Source organism: Mycobacterium simiae (assembly GCF_008370645.1).
Classification (GTDB): Bacteria; Actinomycetota; Actinomycetes; order Mycobacteriales; family Mycobacteriaceae; genus Mycobacterium; species Mycobacterium simiae_A.
Map to the genome: position 1 here is coordinate 1 of NZ_VTZN01000099.1, position 20122 is coordinate 20122.

The following is a 20122-nucleotide window of genomic DNA, read 5'->3' on the forward strand; positions in this document are numbered from 1 at the left end:
GCTAGACTCACCCACTTTTCGGGTACACCCCTGATGGGGATAAGTCAGTTCAACTGCTCAGTTCGCAGCGCCACTCCGGCGGCCGGGAAGCGCGCCAGCAGCGCATCACCCATCGCGGCTGCCGGGGTCAGCACACCGTGCAGATCCGAAAGCTTGTCGCGATCACATGCAAGTGCTAAGCCGCACTCCCCCAACAACACCGAGGTCGCCAGGTAACCGGGATCGCCCTGCTGCTCCATACGCGCCACATACCGGGCGCCGGAGCTAGTGCTGGTGTAGGTCTCGACTCGGTAGTAGCCGCGCTCACGAGTCGCCGCCGTTGGCCCGGTTCCGGGTTTGGGCACGACGCGCTCCACCAACCCTCGCGGTAATAGCCGAAAGTAGCGGCTGCCCAGCCCGGTCGTCACCTTGGCGAAGCCGGTGACAAGGGCCGACGTCACCGGCGCAAGGACCGATGAGCCTAGGCTCATGTGTTCGCTGTACCGGAACTTTCTGCCATAGGCCCAGCCCAATAGGGCGTTGCTGCGGCGCACGATCCTGGTATTGGCAGGCGCCATCACGAATCCTGCTGTCCACAAACCGCTCAGCTCGGGGGCAAGTCGACTCCCGCGCCGCCACGGCAGATCCGGCTGCGGGCCTAGTTCGGGCTCGGCAGCGCGTTCGGTGCTCAGCATGTAGGGGTCGGCAAACTGGCGACGCAGCTCGGGGTCGGCGGAGACGGCGCGCATGACTTCCAGCATCGACGCGATGGTGCCGCCGGAAGCTCCGCCGGCGAAAGATCGGACGACAAAGTCGGTCTGGCCCAGCTCTCCGGTGCCGTCGTCACGCGCCGCCCGGTACAGGGCATACACGCTGAGGTCCGACGGAATCGAGTCGAAACCGCAGGCATGCACGATGCGGGCGCCGGTGTCGGCGGCCTGCTTGTGGTACAGATCGCTGCTTTGGCGGACGAACGGTGTCTCACCGGTCAGATCGGCATAGTCGGTGCCGGCGGCTGCGCACGCGGCCACCAGCGGCAGTCCGTAGCGCAGGTAGGGCCCGACCGTGGTGACGACAACCCGGGTGCGGGCGGCCAGCTGTTCCAGCGTCGAGGGCCTGCCGGCGTCGGCGGCCACGACTGGCCAGGACTGCGCCGATTCGCCCAAGGTGTTGCGAACCGCGTGCAGACGCTCGGTCGATCTGCCGGCCAATGCGATTCGGGCCGGTCCGCCGGCGCGGGCCAGGTATTCGGCAGTTAGTTTGCCAACGAAGCCGGTCGCCCCATACAGGATGATGTCGAACTCACGCGGCGTTGCAGTCACCGGCCCGACGCTACCCCCAAGCCCTGGGTTAACGCGTAGCCAACCCCACATACACCAGGGTGCCGGACCGCGATGGTCCGACACCCTGGGCACGCAGGCAATAGCGCGATGTCGATCAGCCGCGTCGACCGCAGACCGGCCAGGCGCCGATCCCTTGGGAGCGCAGCACGTTCTCGGCCACCCGGATCTGCTCCTCACGGCTGGCGCCGGCCGCCGAGCCGGACCCGCCGTTGGCGTGCCAGGTCCCGGCGGTGAACTGCAGGCCGCCGGAGTAGCCATTACCGGTGTTGATCGCCCAGTTACCCCCCGATTCGCACTGGGCGATCGCGTCCCAGTTCACGCTGTACGCCTTGGAGGCCGGCGGCGCGGGCGGTACGTCTGGCCCCGCGGGCGGCGGCATACCCGGGTCGAAGTCGACAGGCTCTGGAACCGGCGGCGCGTCGTCCGGAGCCGGCCCTGCCGGCAGGTCAACGGGCGCGATCTCGGAGTCGGCGCCCGAAGGTGGTGGCAGGGTGGTGTCAAAACCCACGAGTTCGGGGGTATCCGGAGCCGAAGGCACGTTCGGGTCGAGGCCCTCATCTGCATAGGCGACACCGGACGGCATAGTCACAAGCGTCCCGGTGATCGCGGCCACGATGAGCGTCTTGCGGACGTTCTTCAACATTGTTCCTTTCGCGGTGCGCGCGCCAAAGCAACCCAGCCCACGGGTCGTGGGTCGGATGCTTCCGGGTGGATTGCTGCTTTGAGGCGTGCCGTCTGGTTTCGGCACGACAGCGAAGGGCTCGAGTTGCCCGGCCGGTTCTCACCGACTGCTACGACGGCTGCTCCCAAACAGGGTGCCATCCTTAGCTCCGCTCACACGCGGGTCCGTGGATTCAATTTTGATTAATTACCGTTACCCGGTTTCGGGCTAAAGGCACCGTACGATAACGATTTGGATTCGTCATCTCTGCAGAATCGGCATCTTCAGTTCTATAACGAGCTAATCACGTCCGGGTACCAGAATGGTCGATGCAGGTCAGCAGCGTGTTTGCCGCTGCGACAGATCGCATGAGACAACGGGGCCGCCGTGAGCCGAATCACGCCAATATTGTGAGCTGCAACACGAATTTGCTGGAAGCGGAACCGGGGCGACCCTTCCGTGTTGCGGCGAGTCGTAGTGACCTGCATCATAGTGCGTGGTTGATCGATGGCCTGAACACCATGTCTCACAGCTAGATTCGAGGATGCCACCAGAAGATTCACAGGGCTGCACCGCGATCCGCTTGTCAGCCCAAAACTACGTGACACCAGTACTTCTGGCTGCTTCGATCAAGCTATCGAGTCATAGTCACCACACTGCCGCGGCCCCGGGCGACGATGCGAAACCCGGCCGTAAGGGTGACGGATGCATAGCACCAGCATTTTGCTGCAGGATAGCTAATCGGCTTCGCTTCGACTCAGGCCGCAGGGCCATAGGATCATGGGATAACCGAGCTGGGCCGGAAGTCCAAATATGCTGTGCCGCAGAACAATACGATACAAGTCGGCCCGGCTGGAATTTTCGCTTGCCGCCCGAAGCAAACACCAATATTAAATTCAAATTAATAACGAATTCACTCAATAGAACAGAGAATACATTTCTGAGGCTCCGGCTAAATTGATCACAAAGGGATAGCGGGCGAGACTCGGAAAACGTCAACGGCGAATTCGATCACGGGCCGAGACAGCTGTCTGAGCTGACGGTCAGCGCCAGGGCTGTGCGGGTACGCGCAGGTCAGCTTCGGTATTGATATTGGACAGCGGCCCGGAATCCGACATCACGATCCGTTGGGCATCGCAGACATCGACAAAAGCGCTCATCTTGCGCTCACCGGCGCTGACCAGTGCGTCAACCCGATCGACTAAATCGGTCCGGTATACCGCAGCCAGGTAATGGCTGCGACCGTCCCATGGCAGTACCACTTCGGCATTGGTCTCCACCGCGCGGCGCACCAGATCGTCTATCAATTCGACTGTCAGCAACGGCATGTCGACAGCGCACACGAAAGCGAACCGGGCGCCGGCTGCGGCGGCTGCCCGCAAGCCGCGAGCAGTCGCCGGCAGCGGCCCCAGCCCTCGCAGTTCGTCGCGCAGGATCGAAACCGGTAACGGAGGCAGTGGTTGCCCCGGAGCCGCTACCACGAATACCGGCTGGCAGCGCTCGCCGACAACACCGACCACGTGCTCGACAAGCGTCGCGGTCCCACCGGGAAGCGGCAGGGTCGCTTTGTCGCGACCCATCCGGCGCGACTCGCCTCCGGCGAGTACAACTCCGGCTAATGGCATTGCGTCCGAATCGATTTCAGCCACCTCAGCCTACTGTCCAGGTGTCCCGACCGCGCAGCAGGGATTGCAGCGCACCGGCATCGGTGGGATGCGCGCTCCGGGCCGCGCTGACCTGGGCACGCGCCGCATCGTCGTAACTGGGCCGGCTGATGTTGCGGAAGATTCCCAGCACGGTGTGCTCGAGGTTCTGATCCGACAGCCGAGACAACGCGAAGGCATAAGCCGTGTCCTCGGCGTGGGCGTCGTGCACCACAATCTCTTCCACAGCGACGTCGGCGGTCTTGGCGACATCCAGGCTGAAGCCGGACTTCACAACGCAATACTCGCCGTTGGCGCCGAAGATGATCGGTTCGCCGTGGCGCACGTTGATCACCCGCTCTTCGGCCCCCTCCTTACGGAGCGCGTCGAAGGAGCCGTCGTTGAATATTGGGCAGTCTTGCAGGATCTCGACCAGGGCCGCACCGCGATGCTCGGCGGCCCCGCGCAACACCTCAGAAAGCCCGGCGCGGTCTGAGTCCAGTGCGCGGCCGACGAACGTCGCCTCGGCTCCTAGCGCCAACGAGACCGGGTTGAACGGGTTATCCAGCGAACCCATCGGTGTCGACTTGGTGATCTTGCCGACCTCCGAGGTCGGCGAATATTGCCCTTTGGTCAACCCATAGATCCGGTTGTTGAACAGCAAGACGGTGATGTTGACATTGCGGCGCATCGCGTGAATGAGGTGGTTGCCGCCAATCGACAACGCGTCGCCGTCGCCGGTGACCACCCACACCGAAAGGTCTTCTCGGGCCAGCGCCAGACCGGTCGCGATCGCGGGCGCGCGGCCGTGGATTGAGTGAAAACCATAGGTTTCCAGATAGTAGGGGAACCGGCTGGAGCATCCGATACCGCTGATGAACACGATGTTCTCGCGGCGCAGCCCGAGTTCGGGCAGGAAGTTGCGGATCGTATTGAGGATGACATAGTCACCGCAGCCCGGGCACCAGCGGACCTCCTGATCGCTGGTGTAGTCCTTCGCCTTTTGCGGTTGGTCCGCCGCGGGGACGCGGGAGTTCTTGGTCAAACTCGGGGTCAGTCCGAGGTCGGTGCCCGCCAGCTTGTCGGTCACGTTGCTCATGAGCGCCGCTCCTTCCCCCCACACGTGGGTGGTGCTCCCACGGCATCGTCGCCGACGCGACTCATGCGTTAGCTCCCGTCTCCACCGTGGCCGCTCCCAGTTTGGCGACCATCGTCTTGTCTTGCTCGATTTCGGCCAGTGTCCCGCCCAGTGCGGCGCGGATGACGCGGCCGATCTCGTCTGCCAAGAACGACAAACCTTGAACCTTGGTGACCGATTGAATGTCGACCAGGTACTTGCCGCGCAGCAAGAGCGCCAGCTGACCCAAGTTCATTTCTGGAGCCACGACTTGCGGGTAGCGTCGCAGCACATCGCCCAGGTTCGCCGGGAACGGACTGAGGTACCGCAAGTGGGCATGGGCGACCTTGACGCCCTTACGTCGCGCGCGCCGGCAGGCCTCGCCAATCGGCCCGTAGGAACTGCCCCAGCCAATCAGTAGTAGCTCGGCGTCTCCGGTAGGGTCGTCGACTTCGAGCTCGGGCACGCGAATGCCGTCAATTTTGGCTTGGCGTATGCGGACCATGAGGTCGTGATTGACCGGCTCGTAGGAGATTGCGCCGGAGCCGTTGGCGGCCTCGAGTCCCCCGATGCGGTGCTCAAGGCCGGGTGTGCCTGGCACCGCGAACTGACGGGCAAGCGTTTCGGGGTCGCGGGCGTAGGGCTGAAAGGGCTCACCGGGTTTGGCGAACGTGTGCTCAATGGGCTCAAGGGTGTCAACGTCTGGGATCCGCCATGGCTCGGAGCCGTTAGCGATGGCCCCGTCAGAAAGTATGATCACCGGCGTGTGGTAGGACACCGCGATCCGCGCCGCCTCGATGGCAACCGCGAAGCAGTCAGCCGGTGATCGCGGCGCCAGCACCGCCACGGGTGACTCGCCGTTGCGGCCGTAGAGCGCTTGCAGCAAGTCAGCCTGCTCGGTCTTGGTCGGTAGTCCCGTTGACGGCCCGCCGCGCTGCACGTCGATGACCAGCAGCGGCAGTTCGGTCATCACGCCGAGGCCAAGCGCTTCGGACTTCAGCGAAATACCCGGACCGGATGTGCTGGTGACTCCCAGCGCTCCGCCGTAGGCAGCGCCCAACGCCGCGCAGATGCCGCCGATCTCGTCCTCAGCTTGGAAGGTAAAGACGTTAAAGTTCTTGTGTTTGGACAACTCGTGCAGAATGTCAGAGGCCGGAGTAATCGGATAGCTGCCCAGCACAACCGGAACATTGGCCAGCTGACCGGCCGCGACAATGCCGTACGCCAGGGCCGTGTTTCCGGAGATCTGCCGGTATTCGCCGGGCGGCAGGGCCGCCGCCGGAATCTCGTACGTGGTGCCGAACGCCTCAGTGGTCTCGCCATAGTTCCAGCCGGCCTTGAGCGCGAGCACGTTGGCCTCGGCGATGTCAGGTTTGCGGGCGAACTTCTCCCGGATGAAGTGCTCACTGGTCCGAATCGGTCGCCCATACATCCACGACAGCAAACCCAGGGCGAACATGTTCTTGGCACGCTGGCCGTCTTTCTTCGACGCGCCGATGGATTCCACCGCGCCCAGGGTCAGCGTGGTCATCGGCACCGAATGCACGACGTAGTCGTCCAATTCGTCAGACTCCAGCGGATTGGTTACGTAGCCCACTTTCGTCAGGTTGCGCTTGGTGAACTCATCCGAATTGGCGATCACCATTCCGCCGCGCGGCAGATCACCGATATTGGCTTTCAACGCCGCCGGGTTCATCGCGACCAACACGTCGGGCCGGTCACCGGCTGTCAGGATGTCGTAGTCAGCAATCTGGATTTGAAAAGACGAGACGCCGGGCAGGGTTCCTGCCGGTGCTCGAATCTCCGCGGGGTAGTTCGGCTGGGTGGCCAGGTCGTTTCCGAAAATTGCCGCTTCCGACGTGAACCGGTCACCGGTGAGCTGCATGCCGTCGCCGGAGTCCCCGGCAAAGCGGATAACGACGTTGTCGAGGTGCCGCCGCGGCCGGGCCAGAGACATCGCCGCTTCGGACTCTGATCCGGCTGCGCTGCCATTCGGATCCACGTCTCCGCCTTCCCTCTGTTCCGGACCGGCACTCCGCTGCAGCTTCAGGTTACGCGCCGTCGGAGTGACTCCCCCCGTCCTCCCGTTTCATGCCACTGGCGGTACCGATTATGGCACTGCTTGCGGTTTTGCGTAGCTGTCTCAAATCCCTGCAGCACGCTGCTTCCGCTGCCAAAAGTCCATGTCAACAACGCGCCCCCGGACCAGCCAACACCAAATTGTGGTGTTGGTCACTTCTACTCGAGACGACCCGCAAACATATCCGCGGCCGGCGGGCTACGCAGAAGAACACGTTCTATTTCGTTCCAAGGCGCCGCCTCGGCAGGGCGAACCCAGCGGCGATTCGCGCCTAGGCGCTCTTGTCCCGACGCTCGGTGCGCGACGGCTTGCGCGGCACGATTGTCGGTAGCACGTTGTCCTGCACGGTCTCCTTGGTGACCACCACTTTGGCGACATCATCTCGGCTGGGGATGTCATACATGACCGGCAACAGAACTTCTTCCATGATCGCCCGCAAGCCGCGAGCGCCGGTGCCGCGGTGGATCGCTTGGTCGGCGATCGCTTCCAACGCATCGTCGGTGAATTCGAGTTCTACACTGTCCATTTCGAACAGCCGGGTGTATTGCTTGACCAACGCGTTCTTCGGCTCGGACAGGATCGTGACCAACGACTCTTTGTCCAGGTTGGTTACCGAGGCAACCACCGGCAGGCGACCGATGAACTCGGGAATCAAGCCGAACTTGATCAGATCCTCCGGCATCACTTCGGCGAAGTGGTCGGTGGTGTCGATCTCCGCCTTCGAGCGGACCTCGGCACCGAATCCCAGACCACGCTTGCCGACGCGCTCGTAGATGATCTTCTCCAGCCCAGCGAACGCACCCGCGACGATGAAAAGCACGTTGGTGGTGTCGATCTGGATGAACTCCTGGTGCGGGTGCTTGCGGCCACCCTGCGGGGGAACCGACGCCTGGGTGCCCTCCAGTATCTTCAGCAGAGCCTGCTGAACGCCTTCACCGGAGACGTCACGGGTGATCGACGGGTTTTCGCTCTTGCGGGCGATCTTGTCCACCTCGTCGATGTAGATGATGCCAGTCTCGGCGCGTTTGACGTCGTAATCGGCCGCCTGGATGAGCTTGAGCAGGATGTTCTCGACGTCTTCACCGACATAGCCGGCCTCGGTCAGCGCGGTAGCGTCGGCGATCGCAAACGGCACGTTGAGCATCTTGGCCAGCGTCTGAGCCAGGTAGGTCTTGCCGCAACCGGTAGGTCCCAGCATCAAAATGTTGGACTTGGTCAACTCGACGGGCTCGTGGCGGGAGTCGCGGCCCTTCTCTCCGGCCTGGATACGCTTGTAGTGGTTGTAGACCGCAACCGCCAGTGTCCGCTTGGCGGTGTCTTGCCCGATCACGTAACCCTCGAGAAAATCCCGAATCTCGACGGGCTTAGGCAGCTCGTCCAGTTTCACATCGTCGGCGTCGGCGAGCTCCTCTTCGATGATCTCGTTGCACAGGTCGATACACTCGTCGCAGATGTACACCCCGGGACCAGCGATCAGCTTTTTGACCTGCTTTTGGCTCTTCCCGCAGAACGAGCACTTCAGCAGGTCGCCGCCGTCTCCTATGCGCGCCATGATGGTGAGGGCCTACTTCCTGTTCGCCATTCGTATTGCCGTGCCGCGTGTATTCCCCGACGCTACCCGCTCGCTCCGGCTCACCGCGACCGTTAGCGGCGAATAGCGTGTTTGATATTCCTAGGTTTTTTGGGTATCCGTGCCGTCGTGCCGTCGTCTGGATGCAACATATCGCTCCACAGCGCCCGCCACTCGTCGAGACGCGCAATCGGTTTCCCTGGCGTGTCGCGATCGTTATGCCACCGATGCGCATCACGTGGCGGACTGGTGACTGCCAGACCCCAGGCGCTCACCCTACAGTGAGCGTGTGCGATTGGCTGAGAATTCCGTCGTAATAAGCGATGGCGGCCTGGCCACCGAGTTCGAGGCGCGCGGTCATGACCTCTGGGACCCATTGTGGTCGGCACGGCTGCTGGTGGACGCACCATGGGAGGTCGCCGCGGTGCATGCGGCGTACTTTCGCGCCGGCGCCAATATCGCCACCACGGTCAGCTATCAGGCGTCGTTCGAGGGCTTAGCGGCGCGCGGAGTTAGCCGAGACGATGCGGTCCTGCTGCTACGCCGCAGCGTCGAACTGGCCTCGCAGGCACGCGACAGGGTCAATGCCGGCGACCTTTGGATTGCCGCCTCAGTCGGACCGTACGGCGCAGCACTTGCCGATGGGTCCGAATACCGCGGTCGTTATGGCCTCAGCGTCGCGGAATTAGCCCGGTGGCATCGGCCGCGGCTCGAGGTGTTGGCCGACGCCGGTGCCGACGTGCTCGCCCTGGAAACCATCCCCGATAGCGACGAAGCCGAAGCCCTCGTCAACGTTGTGCACCAGCTGGGCGTGCCAGCTTGGCTCAGCTACACGATCGACGGGACGCGAACCCGCGCCGGACAACCGCTCGCCGACGCGTTCACGGTGGCCGCAGGAGTTCCCGAGATCGTGGCAGTTGGCATCAACTGCTGCGCTCCCGACGACGTGTTGTCGGCCATCGCCCTAGCCGACATCGGGAAGCCGGTGATCGTCTATCCCAACAGCGGTGAGCGTTGGGACGGCCGGCGCCGCATTTGGGTAGGTCCGCGCAGGTTTTGTGGGCAGCTAGCCGCACAGTGGGTCGCGGCGGGCGCGCGCATCGTCGGCGGATGCTGCCGGGTGCGGCCGGCCGACATTGCCGAGGTGCGCCGAGCGTGCAATCCGTGCGAAAAATCGGTGGCGGATTCGCAGTAGGTGCACGTTCGGCGAAGTGTCAGCCCTTCTGCGCGGACAGCTTCCGGTACTCCAGAACGGTGTCGATAATGCCGTAGTCCTTGGCTTCTTCGGCGGTCAGAATCTTGTCGCGATCGGTGTCCTTGCGGATCACCGCGGCGTCCTTGCCGGTGTGGCGAGCCAAGGTCGTTTCCATCAGCGTGCGCATCCGTTCGATCTCGGCGGCCTGGATCTCCAGGTCGGAGAACTGTCCTTGAATCACGCCCGATAACGACGGCTGGTGGATAAGCACCCGCGCATTCGGTAGCGCCATCCGCTTGCCCGGTGTACCGGCGGCCAGCAGCACCGCGGCCGCCGAAGCGGCCTGACCCAGGCATACCGTCTGGATGTCGGCGCGCACATACTGCATGGTGTCGTAGATCGCCATCAGCGAGGTGAAACCGCCGCCGGGCGAGTTGATATACATCGTGATGTCGCGATCGGGGTCCAGCGACTCGAGCACTAATAGCTGGGCCATGATGTCGTTCGCGGACGCGTCGTCGACCTGGACGCCCAAGAAAATGATGCGTTCCTCGAACAGTTTGTTGTAGGGATTGGACTCCTTGACGCCGAAGCTCGAGTGCTCGATAAACGACGGCAGGATGTACCGCGCCTGCGGCTGGATCTGAGGATTCACTTGGCTTCTCCGTTGACGTGGGCAGCGCGGGTGATGATGTGGTCGACGAAACCGTATTCGAGGGCTTCCTGAGCGGTGAACCAGCGGTCACGATCCGAATCCGCCTCGATGCGTTCGATCGGTTGGCCGGTGAATTCGGCGTTGAGCCGGAACATCTCTTTCTTGATGACGGCAAACTGCTCGGCCTGGATGGCGATGTCGGCTGCACTGCCGGTCACCCCGCCCAGCGGCTGGTGCATCAAGATGCGGGCGTGCGGCAGCGCATAGCGCTTACCCTTGGTGCCCGCCGCCAACAGAAACTCGCCCATCGAGGCGGCCATGCCCATGGCGTAGGTCGCGATGTCACAGGGCGCCAGGACCATGGTGTCGTAGATCGCCATCCCGGCGCTGATCGATCCGCCCGGTGAGTTGATGTAGAGGCTGATGTCCTTGGTGGGATCTTCGGCGGCGAGCAGCAAAATCTGCGCGCATAGCCGGTTGGCGACGTCGTCGTTCACCTCCGAGCCCAGGAAAATGATGCGCTCGGAGAGCAGGCGCTCATAGACCGAGTCGGTGAGGTTGAGACCCTGCGAGTTCGAACGCATGTCAGACACTTGGCTCACAGTGGGACACCTGCTTTCTCGAGTTTCGTATGAACCGACCCTAACCAACCGCACGCGCTGTTTGGCGACCACGCACGCCCTGAAATGGACACGTTCGCTCTCAGCGTCATCGGGTTGTGGCCTTACTGGCCCTTGTCGGTTTCATCTGTATCGGCCGTGACTTCGTCTGAGACGCCGGCTGGGGCCTCGCCTGCGTCGTCGGCATCCTCGGCGGCTGCTTCACCTGCGGAAGCTTCTTGGGGTTCTTGGGTAAGCAAATCGGTAACGTCGTTCACCGGGGCTGGGCCGAAGAACTCGGTGGTATCGATCGGGTTGCCGGCGGTATCGGTGACCGTTGCGGCTTGAGCCGCAGCCCGAACGGCCAACTCACGCCGAACGTCGGTGAACATCGAGGGCAGCTGGTTGTTTTCCTGCAGGTAGGCAAACAGCTGTTGCGGCTCGACGCCGTACTGTCGAGACGTCGCCAGCAGTCGTTCGGTCAGGTCATCCTGGCCGACCTGAACCTTCAGGTCGTCGGCCAAGGCGTCCAGCAGCAGCTGCCTCTTGACGTCCTTTTCCGACGCGCTGCGAGCCTCGGCGTCGAACGCCGCACGCGACGAACCTTGCTCGGCGAGCAGTTCGTTGAACCTGGCTTCGTCGTGGTTGAGGCCGCTAAGTGCGCTGTGTATGACGCTGTCGTACTGGGCCTGAACATAGGATGCCGGCACCGGCACGTCGACCTGCTCAAGCAGCGCGTCGACGGTGGCGTTGCGAATCTGCTCCACCTGGTGGACACGCTTGGCTTTGAGCACCTGCTGGCGTAAGTCCGCGCGCAGTTCGTCAACGGTGTCGAATTCGCTGGCCAACTGGGCGAACTCGTCGTCAGGCTCCGGCAGCTCCCGTTCCTTGACCGAGACAACGGTAACCGTGACGTCAGCCTCGCTCCCCGCGTGTTCGCCGGCAGCCAGCTTTGCGGTGAAGACCCGCGACTCTCCCACCGACAATCCGACGACCGCGTCGTCGAGGCCGGCGATCAACCGGCCCGAGCCCACCTCGTGGGACAAGCCCTGGGCGGCGGCATTGGGCACCTCCTCGCCGTCGACCGTGGCTGACAAGTCGATAGTGATCAAGTCGCCGGTTTCCACCGGTCGCTCGACCGGGTTCAGTGTGCCGAACCGGACGCGTAGCGACTGCAGCTCGGCTTCGACATCGTCGTCATGAACCTCGACGGGATCCACCGCGACGGTCAGCTGACTCAGGTCCGGCAGCGTGATCGTGGGGCGGATGTCGACCTCTGCGGTGAAGGCGAGGTCCTGGCCATACTCCTTGCGGGTCACCTCGATGTCGGGCCGACCCAGTGGCTGAATTTCCGATTCGGCCAGTGCCTGTCCATACCGGGTGGGCAGCGCATCGTTGACAATCTGATCGAGCATCGCCTCCCGGCCGAAGCGTGCTTCGAGGAGCCTGACCGGCGCTTTCCCCGGCCGGAAACCAGGCAACCGCACCTGTTTGGCCAACTCTTTGTAGGCCCGCTGGAAGTCAGGCTCGAGCTCTTCGAAGGGCACCTCCACATTGATGCGAACCCGGGTCGGGCTCAGGTGCTCGACACTGCTCTTCACGGATGTGCTCCTCGGTGGTCGTTTCTGGCAGTCGGCTGGTCGGGGTGACAGGATTTGAACCTGCGGCCTTCCGCTCCCAAAGCGGATGCGCTACCAAGCTGCGCTACACCCCGCGCTGACCTCGCGATCCTACGGCGCGCCAACACAAAGCCCGCAGCGACCTCACAATGCGCGAGGCGGTCACATAATCGCGTCGATTCGATTTGATCTTGGCTACCACGTAGAGTTTCGCTCGACTTAACGCACGCGGGCGTAGCTCAATGGTAGAGCCCTAGTCTTCCAAACTAGCGACGCGGGTTCGATTCCCGTCGCCCGCTCAGGCTAAGCGGCCGCACCGGGGGGGAACACGCCATGAGCGATGCCGACGTCCGGGGCTTATGCGCGCCCGACTTCGTAAACGTACGTGCAGCGTTTGAGCGCAACTTTGCGCTGGGTCACGAAGTCGGCGCGGCCATCGCCGTGTGGGTGGACGGCGAGCTCGTCGTCAACCTGTGGGGCGGTTCGGCCGACGCTGCTGGCACCCGACCGTGGCAGCACGACACCCTGTCCACCGTGCTGTCCGGCACCAAGGCCCTCACGGCGACCTGTGTCCACCAGCTTGCCGACCGCGGTGAGCTCGACTTGCAAGCACCGGTGGCCCGCTATTGGCCGGAATTCGGGCAGGCGGGCAAGGAGAACATCACGGTGGCCATGGTGTTGAGCCACCGGTCCGGTGTGATTGGGCCGAACACGCGAATGAGCTGGCAGCACGTCACCGATTGGGATTTCGTGTGCGGCCAATTGGCCGTTGCCGAGCCCCGTTGGAAGCCAGGTACCGCCCAGGGCTACCACATGACCACCTTCGGCTTCATCCTCGGCGAGGTGTTTAGCCGCATCACTGGTCGCACCGTCGGGCAGTACCTGCGCAGCGAGATCGCCGAGCCCATCGACGCCGATGTTCACATCGGCTTGGCGCCGTTCGAACAACACCGTTGCGCTGAGCGGGTCAACAAGCCGCACGCCCGGGATCTCCTGGCCGACGTGCAGGCCCCCAGCGATCCGGTCAGCCTCGACGAACACCCCAAGGCGGCACTGTCCATTGCCATGGGCTTTGCCCCAGACGACGAACTGGGCTCCAACGACCTGCAGCTGTGGCGCGAGCTGGAGTTCCCTGGCACCAACGGCCAGGTGTCGGCGCTGGGATTGGCGACGTTCTACAACGCACTTGCCCAGGAGAAGCTGCTGAGCCGCGAGCACATGGATCTGGTGCGGGTGTCGCAAGGTGGCTTCGACACCGATTTGGTGCTGGGGCCACGGGTGGCCGACCACGGCTGGGGTTTGGGCTACATGCTCAACCAGCGTTGCGTCAATGGGCCCAACCCGCGGATCTTCGGCCACGGCGGGCTGGGCGGCTCATTCGGTTTCGTCGACCTCGAATACCGGATCGGCTATGCGTACGTGATGAACCGCTTCGACGCCAGCAAAGCTAACGCCGACCCACGCAGCGTCGCCCTGAGTAACGAGGTATACGCGGCCCTCGGGGTGGGGCAGAGCTGAACTTGCCTCACCGTTGGCAAGTCGGACACCAAAACACATTCCGGCCCTCCAACACGGCAGTGCGCACCGTTGTCCCGCACACTCGGCACGGCTCCCCGGCGCGGCGATAGACGTAGGTGCGGGGTCGGCCTGGCCCGTAGGACGGCGGGCCGCGGTCGTGTTCGGGGCGCACCGCGATGATCTTGCCGCGTCGCAAGCCGACCTTCATCAGCGCCACCAGGTCGGTCCATGCCGCGTCGAACTCCGCTGCGGTAATCCGCTGACCGCTGCGATACGGGTCGATGCAGTGCCGGAACAACAGCTCGCTGCGGTAGACGTTGCCGACCCCGGCCATCACCGTCTGGTCCATCAGCAGCCCACCAATAGGCCTGCGAGACTTCGCGATTCGGGCCCAGGCCCAGCACGGATCGGCATCCTGGCGCAGTGGGTCGGGTCCCAGCCGGGTTAGCACCTCGTCGACTTGGCTCTCGTCGATCACCTCGCACACCGTGGGGCCGCGCAAATCAGCGCCGTACTGCGCGCCGACCATGCGCATCCGCACCTGTCCGACCGGTTCGGGAAGGGGCTCAGCGGCCGCGCGTGCCCATTCAGTGAAGGTGCCGTAGAGCCCCAGATGCACATGAACCACCCCACCGCCGGCGTAGTGGTGAAAAAGATGCTTACCCCAGGCGCTGGTTCGGCGCAGCACCCGGCCGTTTACTGCGGCGGCCGGGTCGGCGAAGCGGCCCTGGGGGCTGGACACCGCCACCGGCGCACCGGCGAAGCGGCGCTGGTGCAGCCGGGCAAGCCGGTGCAGCGTATGCCCTTCGGGCACGGCCGGCTCCTACGCCTGGGCGCCCGGCACCGGCGGCGCCTCGTGGGTACGTTCGTACTCACAGAGGATGTCGATGCGGCGTTGGTGGCGTTCACCGTGTGACCACTGGGCAGCCAGAAAGGCATCGACGATGGCCAACGCCTCGGCGACGCTGTGCATACGGCCACCGATGCCGATCAACTGAGCGTTGTTGTGTTCACGAGCCAGTGACGCGGTCTCCACGCTCCACGCCAACGCGCATCGGGCGCCGGGGACCTTGTTGGCGGCTATCTGCTCGCCGTTGCCCGATCCGCCCAGCACAATCCCCAGACTGCTGGGATCAGCCACCGTCTGTTCGGCGGCGGCAATGCAGAACGCCGGATAGTCGTCGTCAGCGTCATAGGTGAAGGCGCCGCAGTCGATCGGCTCGTGTCCAGAATTCTTCAGGTGCTCGATGATGTGTTGTTTGAGCTCGAATCCGGCGTGGTCGGAACCCAGGTAGACGCGCATGCCCGACATCATGCCTGAGCTAGTGCCCGACACCGACATGGCCCCCGTCGCGGCTAATATGTCCGGCCTAGTCGAACTGGGGCGGCTCCGTGCGAGTCCTCTTCAGCTCGAAAAAGTGTGGATAGGCCGCGAAGGTCACCGAGGCGTCCCACAGCTTGCCCGCCTCCTCACCACGCGGAATCTTCGACAGCACTGGGCCAAAGAAAGCTACTCCGTTGACATGGACCGTCGGAGTGCCCACGTCGTTACCCACAGCGTCCATACCGGCATGGTGGCTCTTGCGCAGGGCGTCGTCGAAGGCGTCAGTGCTGGCGGCCGCGGCCAGGTCGGCCGGCAGGGCGGCCTCGGCCAACGATTGCTTGACCACCTCGTCGAGGTCTTTGTTGCCCTCGTTGTGAATCCGGCGGCCCATAGCCGTGTACAGCGGGGCCAACACGGCCGAGCCGTGGGCCTGTGCTGCGGCGATCGCCACCCGTACCGGTCCCCAGGCCTTGGCCATGGCTTCGCGATACTGCTCGGGCACGTTTTCGCGGTTTTCGTTGAGTATGGCCAGGCTCATGACGTGGAACGTCACCTCGATATCGCGGACCTGCTCCACCTCGAGAATCCAGCGCGAGGTGATCCACGCCCAGGGGCACAGCGGGTCGAACCAAAAATCGGCGACGGATTTTGGGGGGGCTTGCTCGGACACGGTGCGATCCTCTCCGGGAAAGTGTTAGAGACGGTCAAAACGCTCCTCTAACTGAACCTCCCCAAGAGCGGGAGTGTTCCCGCCGAGCGGCATCGCAACAAATCCAGTGCCTTACGCCGAGCCAGTCCGACACCGGGTGGTGAAACGACCCGCTGCAGCACAGCGTCGCGTTCGCAGCCTGGCGTCACCCAGGCGCCATAGCGCCAGCCGATATGTTGTAGTCCGTGGCACTCCCAAACCTCACCCGCGACCAAGCAATCCAGCGCGCCGCCCTGATCACTGTCGACAGCTACCACATCGACCTCGATGTGACTGACGGCAACGGCGCTGCAGGCGAAAGCGCTTTCCGATCCACCACCACGGTGGTGTTCGACGCACTGCCCGGCGCCGACACGGTGCTCGACATCGCCGCCGACACCGTCCGCAACGCCAGCCTCAACGGCCGCGAACTGGACGTCTCGAGCTACGACGAATCAACCGGCATTCCACTGCGTGGCCTAGCCGAACACAACGTCGTCGTCGTCGACGCCGACTGCCGGTACTCCAACACTGGCGAGGGCCTGCACCGCTTCGTCGACCCGGTCGACGGCGAAATCTACCTGTATTCGCAGTTCGAGACCGCCGACGCCAAGCGGATGTTCGCCTGCTTCGACCAGCCCGACCTCAAGGCCAGGTTCGACCTACGGGTCACGGCCCCCGCGCATTGGAAGGTGATTTCCAACGGCGCTGCCACCGCGGCGGAGAACGGGGTGCATACCTTTGCCACTACGGCGCGCATGAGCACCTATCTGGTGGCGCTGATCGCCGGCCCGTACGCAGCCTGGCACGATGTTTACCGCGACGAGCACGGTGAAATCCCACTCGGCCTTTACTGCCGGGATTCGCTGGCACAGTACATGGACGCCGAGCGGTTGTTCACCCAGACCAAACAGGGATTCGGCTTCTACCACAAGCACTTTGGCATGCCGTACGCCTTTGGTAAGTACGATCAGCTGTTCGTACCAGAGTTCAACGCCGGCGCCATGGAAAACGCGGGCGCGGTGACTTTCCTCGAGGACTATGTGTTCCGCAGCAAGGTCACCCGGGCCGCCTACGAGCGGCGCGCCGAGACGGTGCTACATGAGATGGCGCATATGTGGTTCGGTGACTTGGTCACTATGGCTTGGTGGGACGACCTGTGGCTCAACGAGTCCTTCGCCACCTTTGCTTCCGTGTTGTGCCAAAGTGAGGCAACCGAATTCACCGAAGCGTGGACAACGTTCGCCACGGTTGAGAAGTCGTGGGCCTACCGCCAGGATCAGCTGCCCTCGACGCACCCGATCGCCGCCGAGATCCCCGACCTGGCCGCGGTGGAGGTGAACTTCGACGGCATCACCTACGCCAAGGGAGCTTCTGTTCTCAAACAGCTCGTCGCCTACGTCGGGTTGGAGCACTTCTTGGCCGGGTTGCGCGACTACTTCCGCACCCACGCGTTCAGCAATGCCACCTTCGACGATTTGATTGCCGCGCTGGAAAAGGCTTCCGGCCGTGACCTGTCGACCTGGGGTCAGCAGTGGCTGAAGACCACTGGGCTCAACACGCTGCGGCCGGACTTCGACGTCGACCCCGATGGCAAGTTCACCCGCTTTGCCGTACAGCAGAGCGGCGCGGTGCCAGGCGGGGGTGAGACCCGGGTGCACCGGTTGGCAGTGGGCATCTACGACGACGATGTCTCCAGCGGGTCGGGCAAGCTGGTCCGGGTCCACCGGGAGGAACTCGACGTCGCCGGTGCGGGATCGGAAGTGCCGGCGCTGCTGGGTGTTTCGCGGGGAAAGCTGATTCTGGTCAATGACGACGACCTGACTTACTGCTCGCTGCGGCTAGACCCCGTGTCATTGCAAACCGCGCTGCAGCGCATCGCCGACATCGCCGAACCGCTGCCACGCAGCCTGGTGTGGTCAGCGGCATGGGAGATGACCCGCGAGGCCGAATTGCGCGCCCGCGACTTCGTATCACTGGTGTCGGGTGGCGTGCACGCCGAGACTGAGGTCGGCGTGGCGCAGCGGCTGCTGCTGCAGGCGCAGACCGCGCTGGGTTCCTACGCCGAGCCGGGCTGGGCCCGCGAGCATGGTTGGCCGCAGCTCGCCGACCAGCTAGTGGAATTGGCCCGCGACGCCGCGGCCGGCTCCGATCATCAGCTAGCCTTCGTCAACGCGTTGTGCGGGTCGGTGCTATCGCCCCGCCACGTCGAAACCGTGACCGCGCTGCTCGACGGTGACCCGGCCGAATTGGGGCTGACGGGCTTGGAGGTCGACACCGACCTGCGCTGGCGCATCGTGATCGCGCTGGCAACCGCGGGTGCCATTGACGCCGACGGGCCGCAGTCACCCCGGATCGATGCCGAAGAACAGCGCGACCCGACCGCCACCGGCAAGCGGTACGCCGCCCAGGCCCGCGCGGCACGGCCACAATTCGAGGTCAAGGAGAGCGCCTTCACCACTGTGGTCGAAGACGACACCCTGGCCAACGCCACCAGCCGCGCGATCATCGCGGGCATCGCCGCGCCGGGGCAAGGTGAGCTGCTCAAGCCTTTCACCGCACGCTATTTCGAGGCGATCCCGGGAGTGTGGGCACGGCGATCCAGCGAGGTCGCCCAATCGGTGGTGATCGGCCTGTATCCCTATTCGGACATCAGCGAAGACGGCATTGCTGCCGCCGACAACTTCCTGTCCGCCCTGGAGTCGGAGGTGCCGCCGCCGTTGCGGCGGTTGGTGCTGGAAGGCCAAGCCGGAGTCAAGCGGTCGCTGCGAGCCCGCCGGTTCGACGCTGCCGACGAGGCATCCGGGCCTGACTGATCTAGGCCGGCGAGATCCCTGCGCTGATCACGCGGATAGCGCTGACCAGACCGCCGATCAGGTTGCCTTGTTCAAAGGCTGAAGAAGCGGCGGCGACGCCCAACGGAGCCGCCGATTCGGCGCCGCGGCCCCGTAGCGCTGAGCCGTAGACCACTTCGATGGCGCACTGGTCGGGTGAGACGGCGATCAGCACCGCATCGGTAGGCGTGGGTACCTTCGCCAAAATCTCACGGGCCCGTGCGGCGGTGTCGGTGCCCAAGTCTCCGAGGTACACCGCAAACCGCGCCCGCGATTCTCGTGAGCTGTAGGCCAGCGCGTCGTCCAACGCCACCAGGTCCTTGATCGGGAATGGATAGTGGACGGACAGTTCTCCGGGCTCGGTGACCCCCGAGATGCGTCCGCTGCTGGTGAGGACCCAACCCTGCGGCAGCTCGGAAGGCTCGATCGTCGCAACTTCACCATGTGCCACTAGCGCCACCTCCAACCGAGAACTCTGCTGAGCCGTGCCCGCCGTGGAACGCACCGACGTCTTCGTCGATTGCGGCCCATAGGATCGGTGGATGGGTCCACTTCTCCGACAGCTCATACGTTGCGGGGTGCGGCCCCTTGCGGGAAAAGAACAACAGGCCCAGTACGACCGCCAGCAATAACGGGATCCCGACGAACAAAAGGTGAATCTCCATAGCGTTCACGACGCAAACCGTATCCCACCCATGACCAACTGAGGCAGGTCGGACATCAGAAAATCAGGCAGCGCCTTCCCCGAGGTATCGCTCCCACGAGGGGTCCAGCTCTTTGACCGCGGACAGAAGACGCCAGTGCTGCCCGGTCGGCGGCAGCGGCTTGCGGCGCAGTGACCAGCCAAGTTCGCCGAGCAGGCGGTCACCCTTATGGTGATTGCACGTCGAGCAGCACGCGACGCAGTTCTCCCATGAGTGCTCTCCCCCACGGCTACGTGGCACCACGTGGTCGACGGTGTCTGCCTTTGCCCCGCAATAGGCGCAACAGAAACGATCACGGTGCATCAGCGCCGCGCGGGTCATCGGGACGCGCGCCCGGTAGGGAACCCGGACGTAGGTTCGCAGCTGGATCACCGATGGCACCACCAGCGAGCTCGTTGCTGAGTGAATTACTGGCCCCGCGGGATCATCGTGCACCACATCGGCCTTGCCACAGATCACCATGACCACCGCGCGTCGCACCGGCAGCGCGGTAAGCGGCTCGTAGGTGGAATTGAGCAGCAATACCCGCCGGCGGCTCCAGACCGATGCGCTGTCGTGGCGGTTGGGTGGGTGGGTTTCGACGCCGAGGGTGG

Annotated in this window: 18 protein-coding genes and 2 tRNA genes; 4 read left to right on the forward strand and 16 right to left on the reverse strand. The window is 63.9% G+C overall.

What is annotated here, in order from left to right:
* Positions 1-44: 44 nt before the first annotated feature.
* The 6 genes from F0Q45_RS15895 to clpX form a co-directional block, all read right to left on the reverse strand.
* On the reverse strand, positions 45-1301 hold the full coding sequence (locus tag F0Q45_RS15895; RefSeq protein ID WP_149654856.1) for a saccharopine dehydrogenase family protein: 1257 nt from the start codon (positions 1299-1301) through the stop codon (positions 45-47).
* Positions 1302-1416: 115 nt separating this feature from the next.
* Complete coding sequence (locus tag F0Q45_RS15900; RefSeq protein WP_149654872.1) at positions 1417-1962, reverse strand: transglycosylase family protein; 546 nt, start codon at positions 1960-1962, stop codon at positions 1417-1419.
* 1064 nt (positions 1963-3026) lie between these two features.
* Entirely contained in the window at positions 3027-3608 is a 582-nt protein-coding gene (gene mobA / locus F0Q45_RS15905; RefSeq protein ID WP_373424997.1) for a molybdenum cofactor guanylyltransferase, read from the reverse strand.
* A 25-nt stretch (positions 3609-3633) separates the two neighbouring features.
* Entirely contained in the window at positions 3634-4725 is a 1092-nt protein-coding gene (locus F0Q45_RS15910; protein WP_149654858.1) for a 2-oxoacid:ferredoxin oxidoreductase subunit beta, read from the reverse strand.
* A gap of 61 nt (positions 4726-4786) precedes the next feature.
* Entirely contained in the window at positions 4787-6745 is a 1959-nt protein-coding gene (locus tag F0Q45_RS15915; RefSeq protein ID WP_149654859.1) for a 2-oxoacid:acceptor oxidoreductase subunit alpha, read from the reverse strand.
* A 349-nt stretch (positions 6746-7094) separates the two neighbouring features.
* Positions 7095-8375, reverse strand: a complete 1281-nt coding sequence (gene clpX, locus F0Q45_RS15920; protein WP_149654860.1) for an ATP-dependent Clp protease ATP-binding subunit ClpX — start codon at positions 8373-8375, stop codon at positions 7095-7097.
* 307 nt (positions 8376-8682) lie between these two features.
* Here clpX and mmuM point away from each other — a divergent pair, with 307 nt between their 5' ends.
* The gene (gene mmuM / locus F0Q45_RS15925) at positions 8683-9588 is read left to right on the forward strand and encodes a homocysteine S-methyltransferase (protein ID WP_149654861.1); all 906 of its coding nucleotides are present in this window, start codon (positions 8683-8685) and stop codon (positions 9586-9588) included.
* 19 nt (positions 9589-9607) lie between these two features.
* Here the strand turns inward: mmuM and clpP2 are convergent, their stop codons facing one another.
* The 4 genes from clpP2 to F0Q45_RS15945 form a co-directional block, all read right to left on the reverse strand.
* The gene (clpP2, locus tag F0Q45_RS15930; RefSeq protein WP_149654862.1) at positions 9608-10243 is read right to left on the reverse strand and encodes an ATP-dependent CLP protease proteolytic subunit ClpP2; all 636 of its coding nucleotides are present in this window, start codon (positions 10241-10243) and stop codon (positions 9608-9610) included.
* Positions 10240-10845 (reverse strand): ATP-dependent CLP protease proteolytic subunit ClpP1, encoded by a 606-nt coding sequence (gene clpP1, locus F0Q45_RS15935; protein ID WP_149654863.1) that lies wholly within the window; start codon positions 10843-10845, stop codon positions 10240-10242. The genes clpP2 and clpP1 overlap by 4 nt, the downstream gene beginning before the upstream one ends.
* Positions 10846-10967: 122 nt before the next feature.
* Complete coding sequence (gene tig, locus F0Q45_RS15940) at positions 10968-12443, reverse strand: trigger factor (protein ID WP_149654864.1); 1476 nt, start codon at positions 12441-12443, stop codon at positions 10968-10970.
* 36 nt (positions 12444-12479) lie between these two features.
* Positions 12480-12556, reverse strand: a tRNA-Pro gene (locus F0Q45_RS15945).
* A gap of 133 nt (positions 12557-12689) precedes the next feature.
* On the opposite strand from F0Q45_RS15945, the gene F0Q45_RS15950 reads away from it, so the two are divergent.
* A tRNA-Gly gene (locus F0Q45_RS15950) sits at positions 12690-12760 on the forward strand.
* A gap of 34 nt (positions 12761-12794) precedes the next feature.
* Positions 12795-13979: a serine hydrolase domain-containing protein gene (locus F0Q45_RS15955; RefSeq protein ID WP_149654865.1), complete on the forward strand. Its 1185-nt coding sequence runs from the start codon at positions 12795-12797 to the stop codon at positions 13977-13979.
* 7 nt (positions 13980-13986) lie between these two features.
* Here the strand turns inward: F0Q45_RS15955 and F0Q45_RS15960 are convergent, their stop codons facing one another.
* From F0Q45_RS15960 to F0Q45_RS15970, 3 genes are all read right to left on the reverse strand, one after another.
* A complete protein-coding gene (locus F0Q45_RS15960) occupies positions 13987-14793 on the reverse strand; it encodes an Fpg/Nei family DNA glycosylase (RefSeq protein WP_149654866.1) in 807 nt (268 codons plus the stop codon).
* Between the two features lie 9 nt (positions 14794-14802).
* A complete protein-coding gene (locus F0Q45_RS15965) occupies positions 14803-15282 on the reverse strand; it encodes a ribose-5-phosphate isomerase (protein ID WP_188112979.1) in 480 nt (159 codons plus the stop codon).
* Between the two features lie 67 nt (positions 15283-15349).
* The gene (locus F0Q45_RS15970) at positions 15350-15973 is read right to left on the reverse strand and encodes a mycothiol-dependent nitroreductase Rv2466c family protein (RefSeq protein WP_149654868.1); all 624 of its coding nucleotides are present in this window, start codon (positions 15971-15973) and stop codon (positions 15350-15352) included.
* A gap of 224 nt (positions 15974-16197) precedes the next feature.
* Here F0Q45_RS15970 and pepN point away from each other — a divergent pair, with 224 nt between their 5' ends.
* Positions 16198-18807, forward strand: coding sequence for an aminopeptidase N (pepN, locus tag F0Q45_RS15975; protein WP_149654869.1), 2610 nt, complete (start codon positions 16198-16200; stop codon positions 18805-18807).
* 1 nt (position 18808) lies between these two features.
* Here pepN and F0Q45_RS15980 read toward each other — a convergent pair whose 3' ends face one another.
* The 3 genes from F0Q45_RS15980 to F0Q45_RS15985 form a co-directional block, all read right to left on the reverse strand.
* Positions 18809-19276, reverse strand: coding sequence for a DUF5130 domain-containing protein (locus F0Q45_RS15980; protein WP_188112980.1), 468 nt, complete (start codon positions 19274-19276; stop codon positions 18809-18811).
* Entirely contained in the window at positions 19263-19490 is a 228-nt protein-coding gene (gene ctaJ, locus F0Q45_RS27795) for an aa3-type cytochrome oxidase subunit CtaJ (RefSeq protein ID WP_188112981.1), read from the reverse strand. Before ctaJ ends, F0Q45_RS15980 begins: the two co-directional genes overlap by 14 nt.
* A gap of 63 nt (positions 19491-19553) precedes the next feature.
* Positions 19554-20122: HNH endonuclease (locus tag F0Q45_RS15985; protein WP_149654871.1), on the reverse strand; the 569-nt coding region annotated here is incomplete at its 5' end.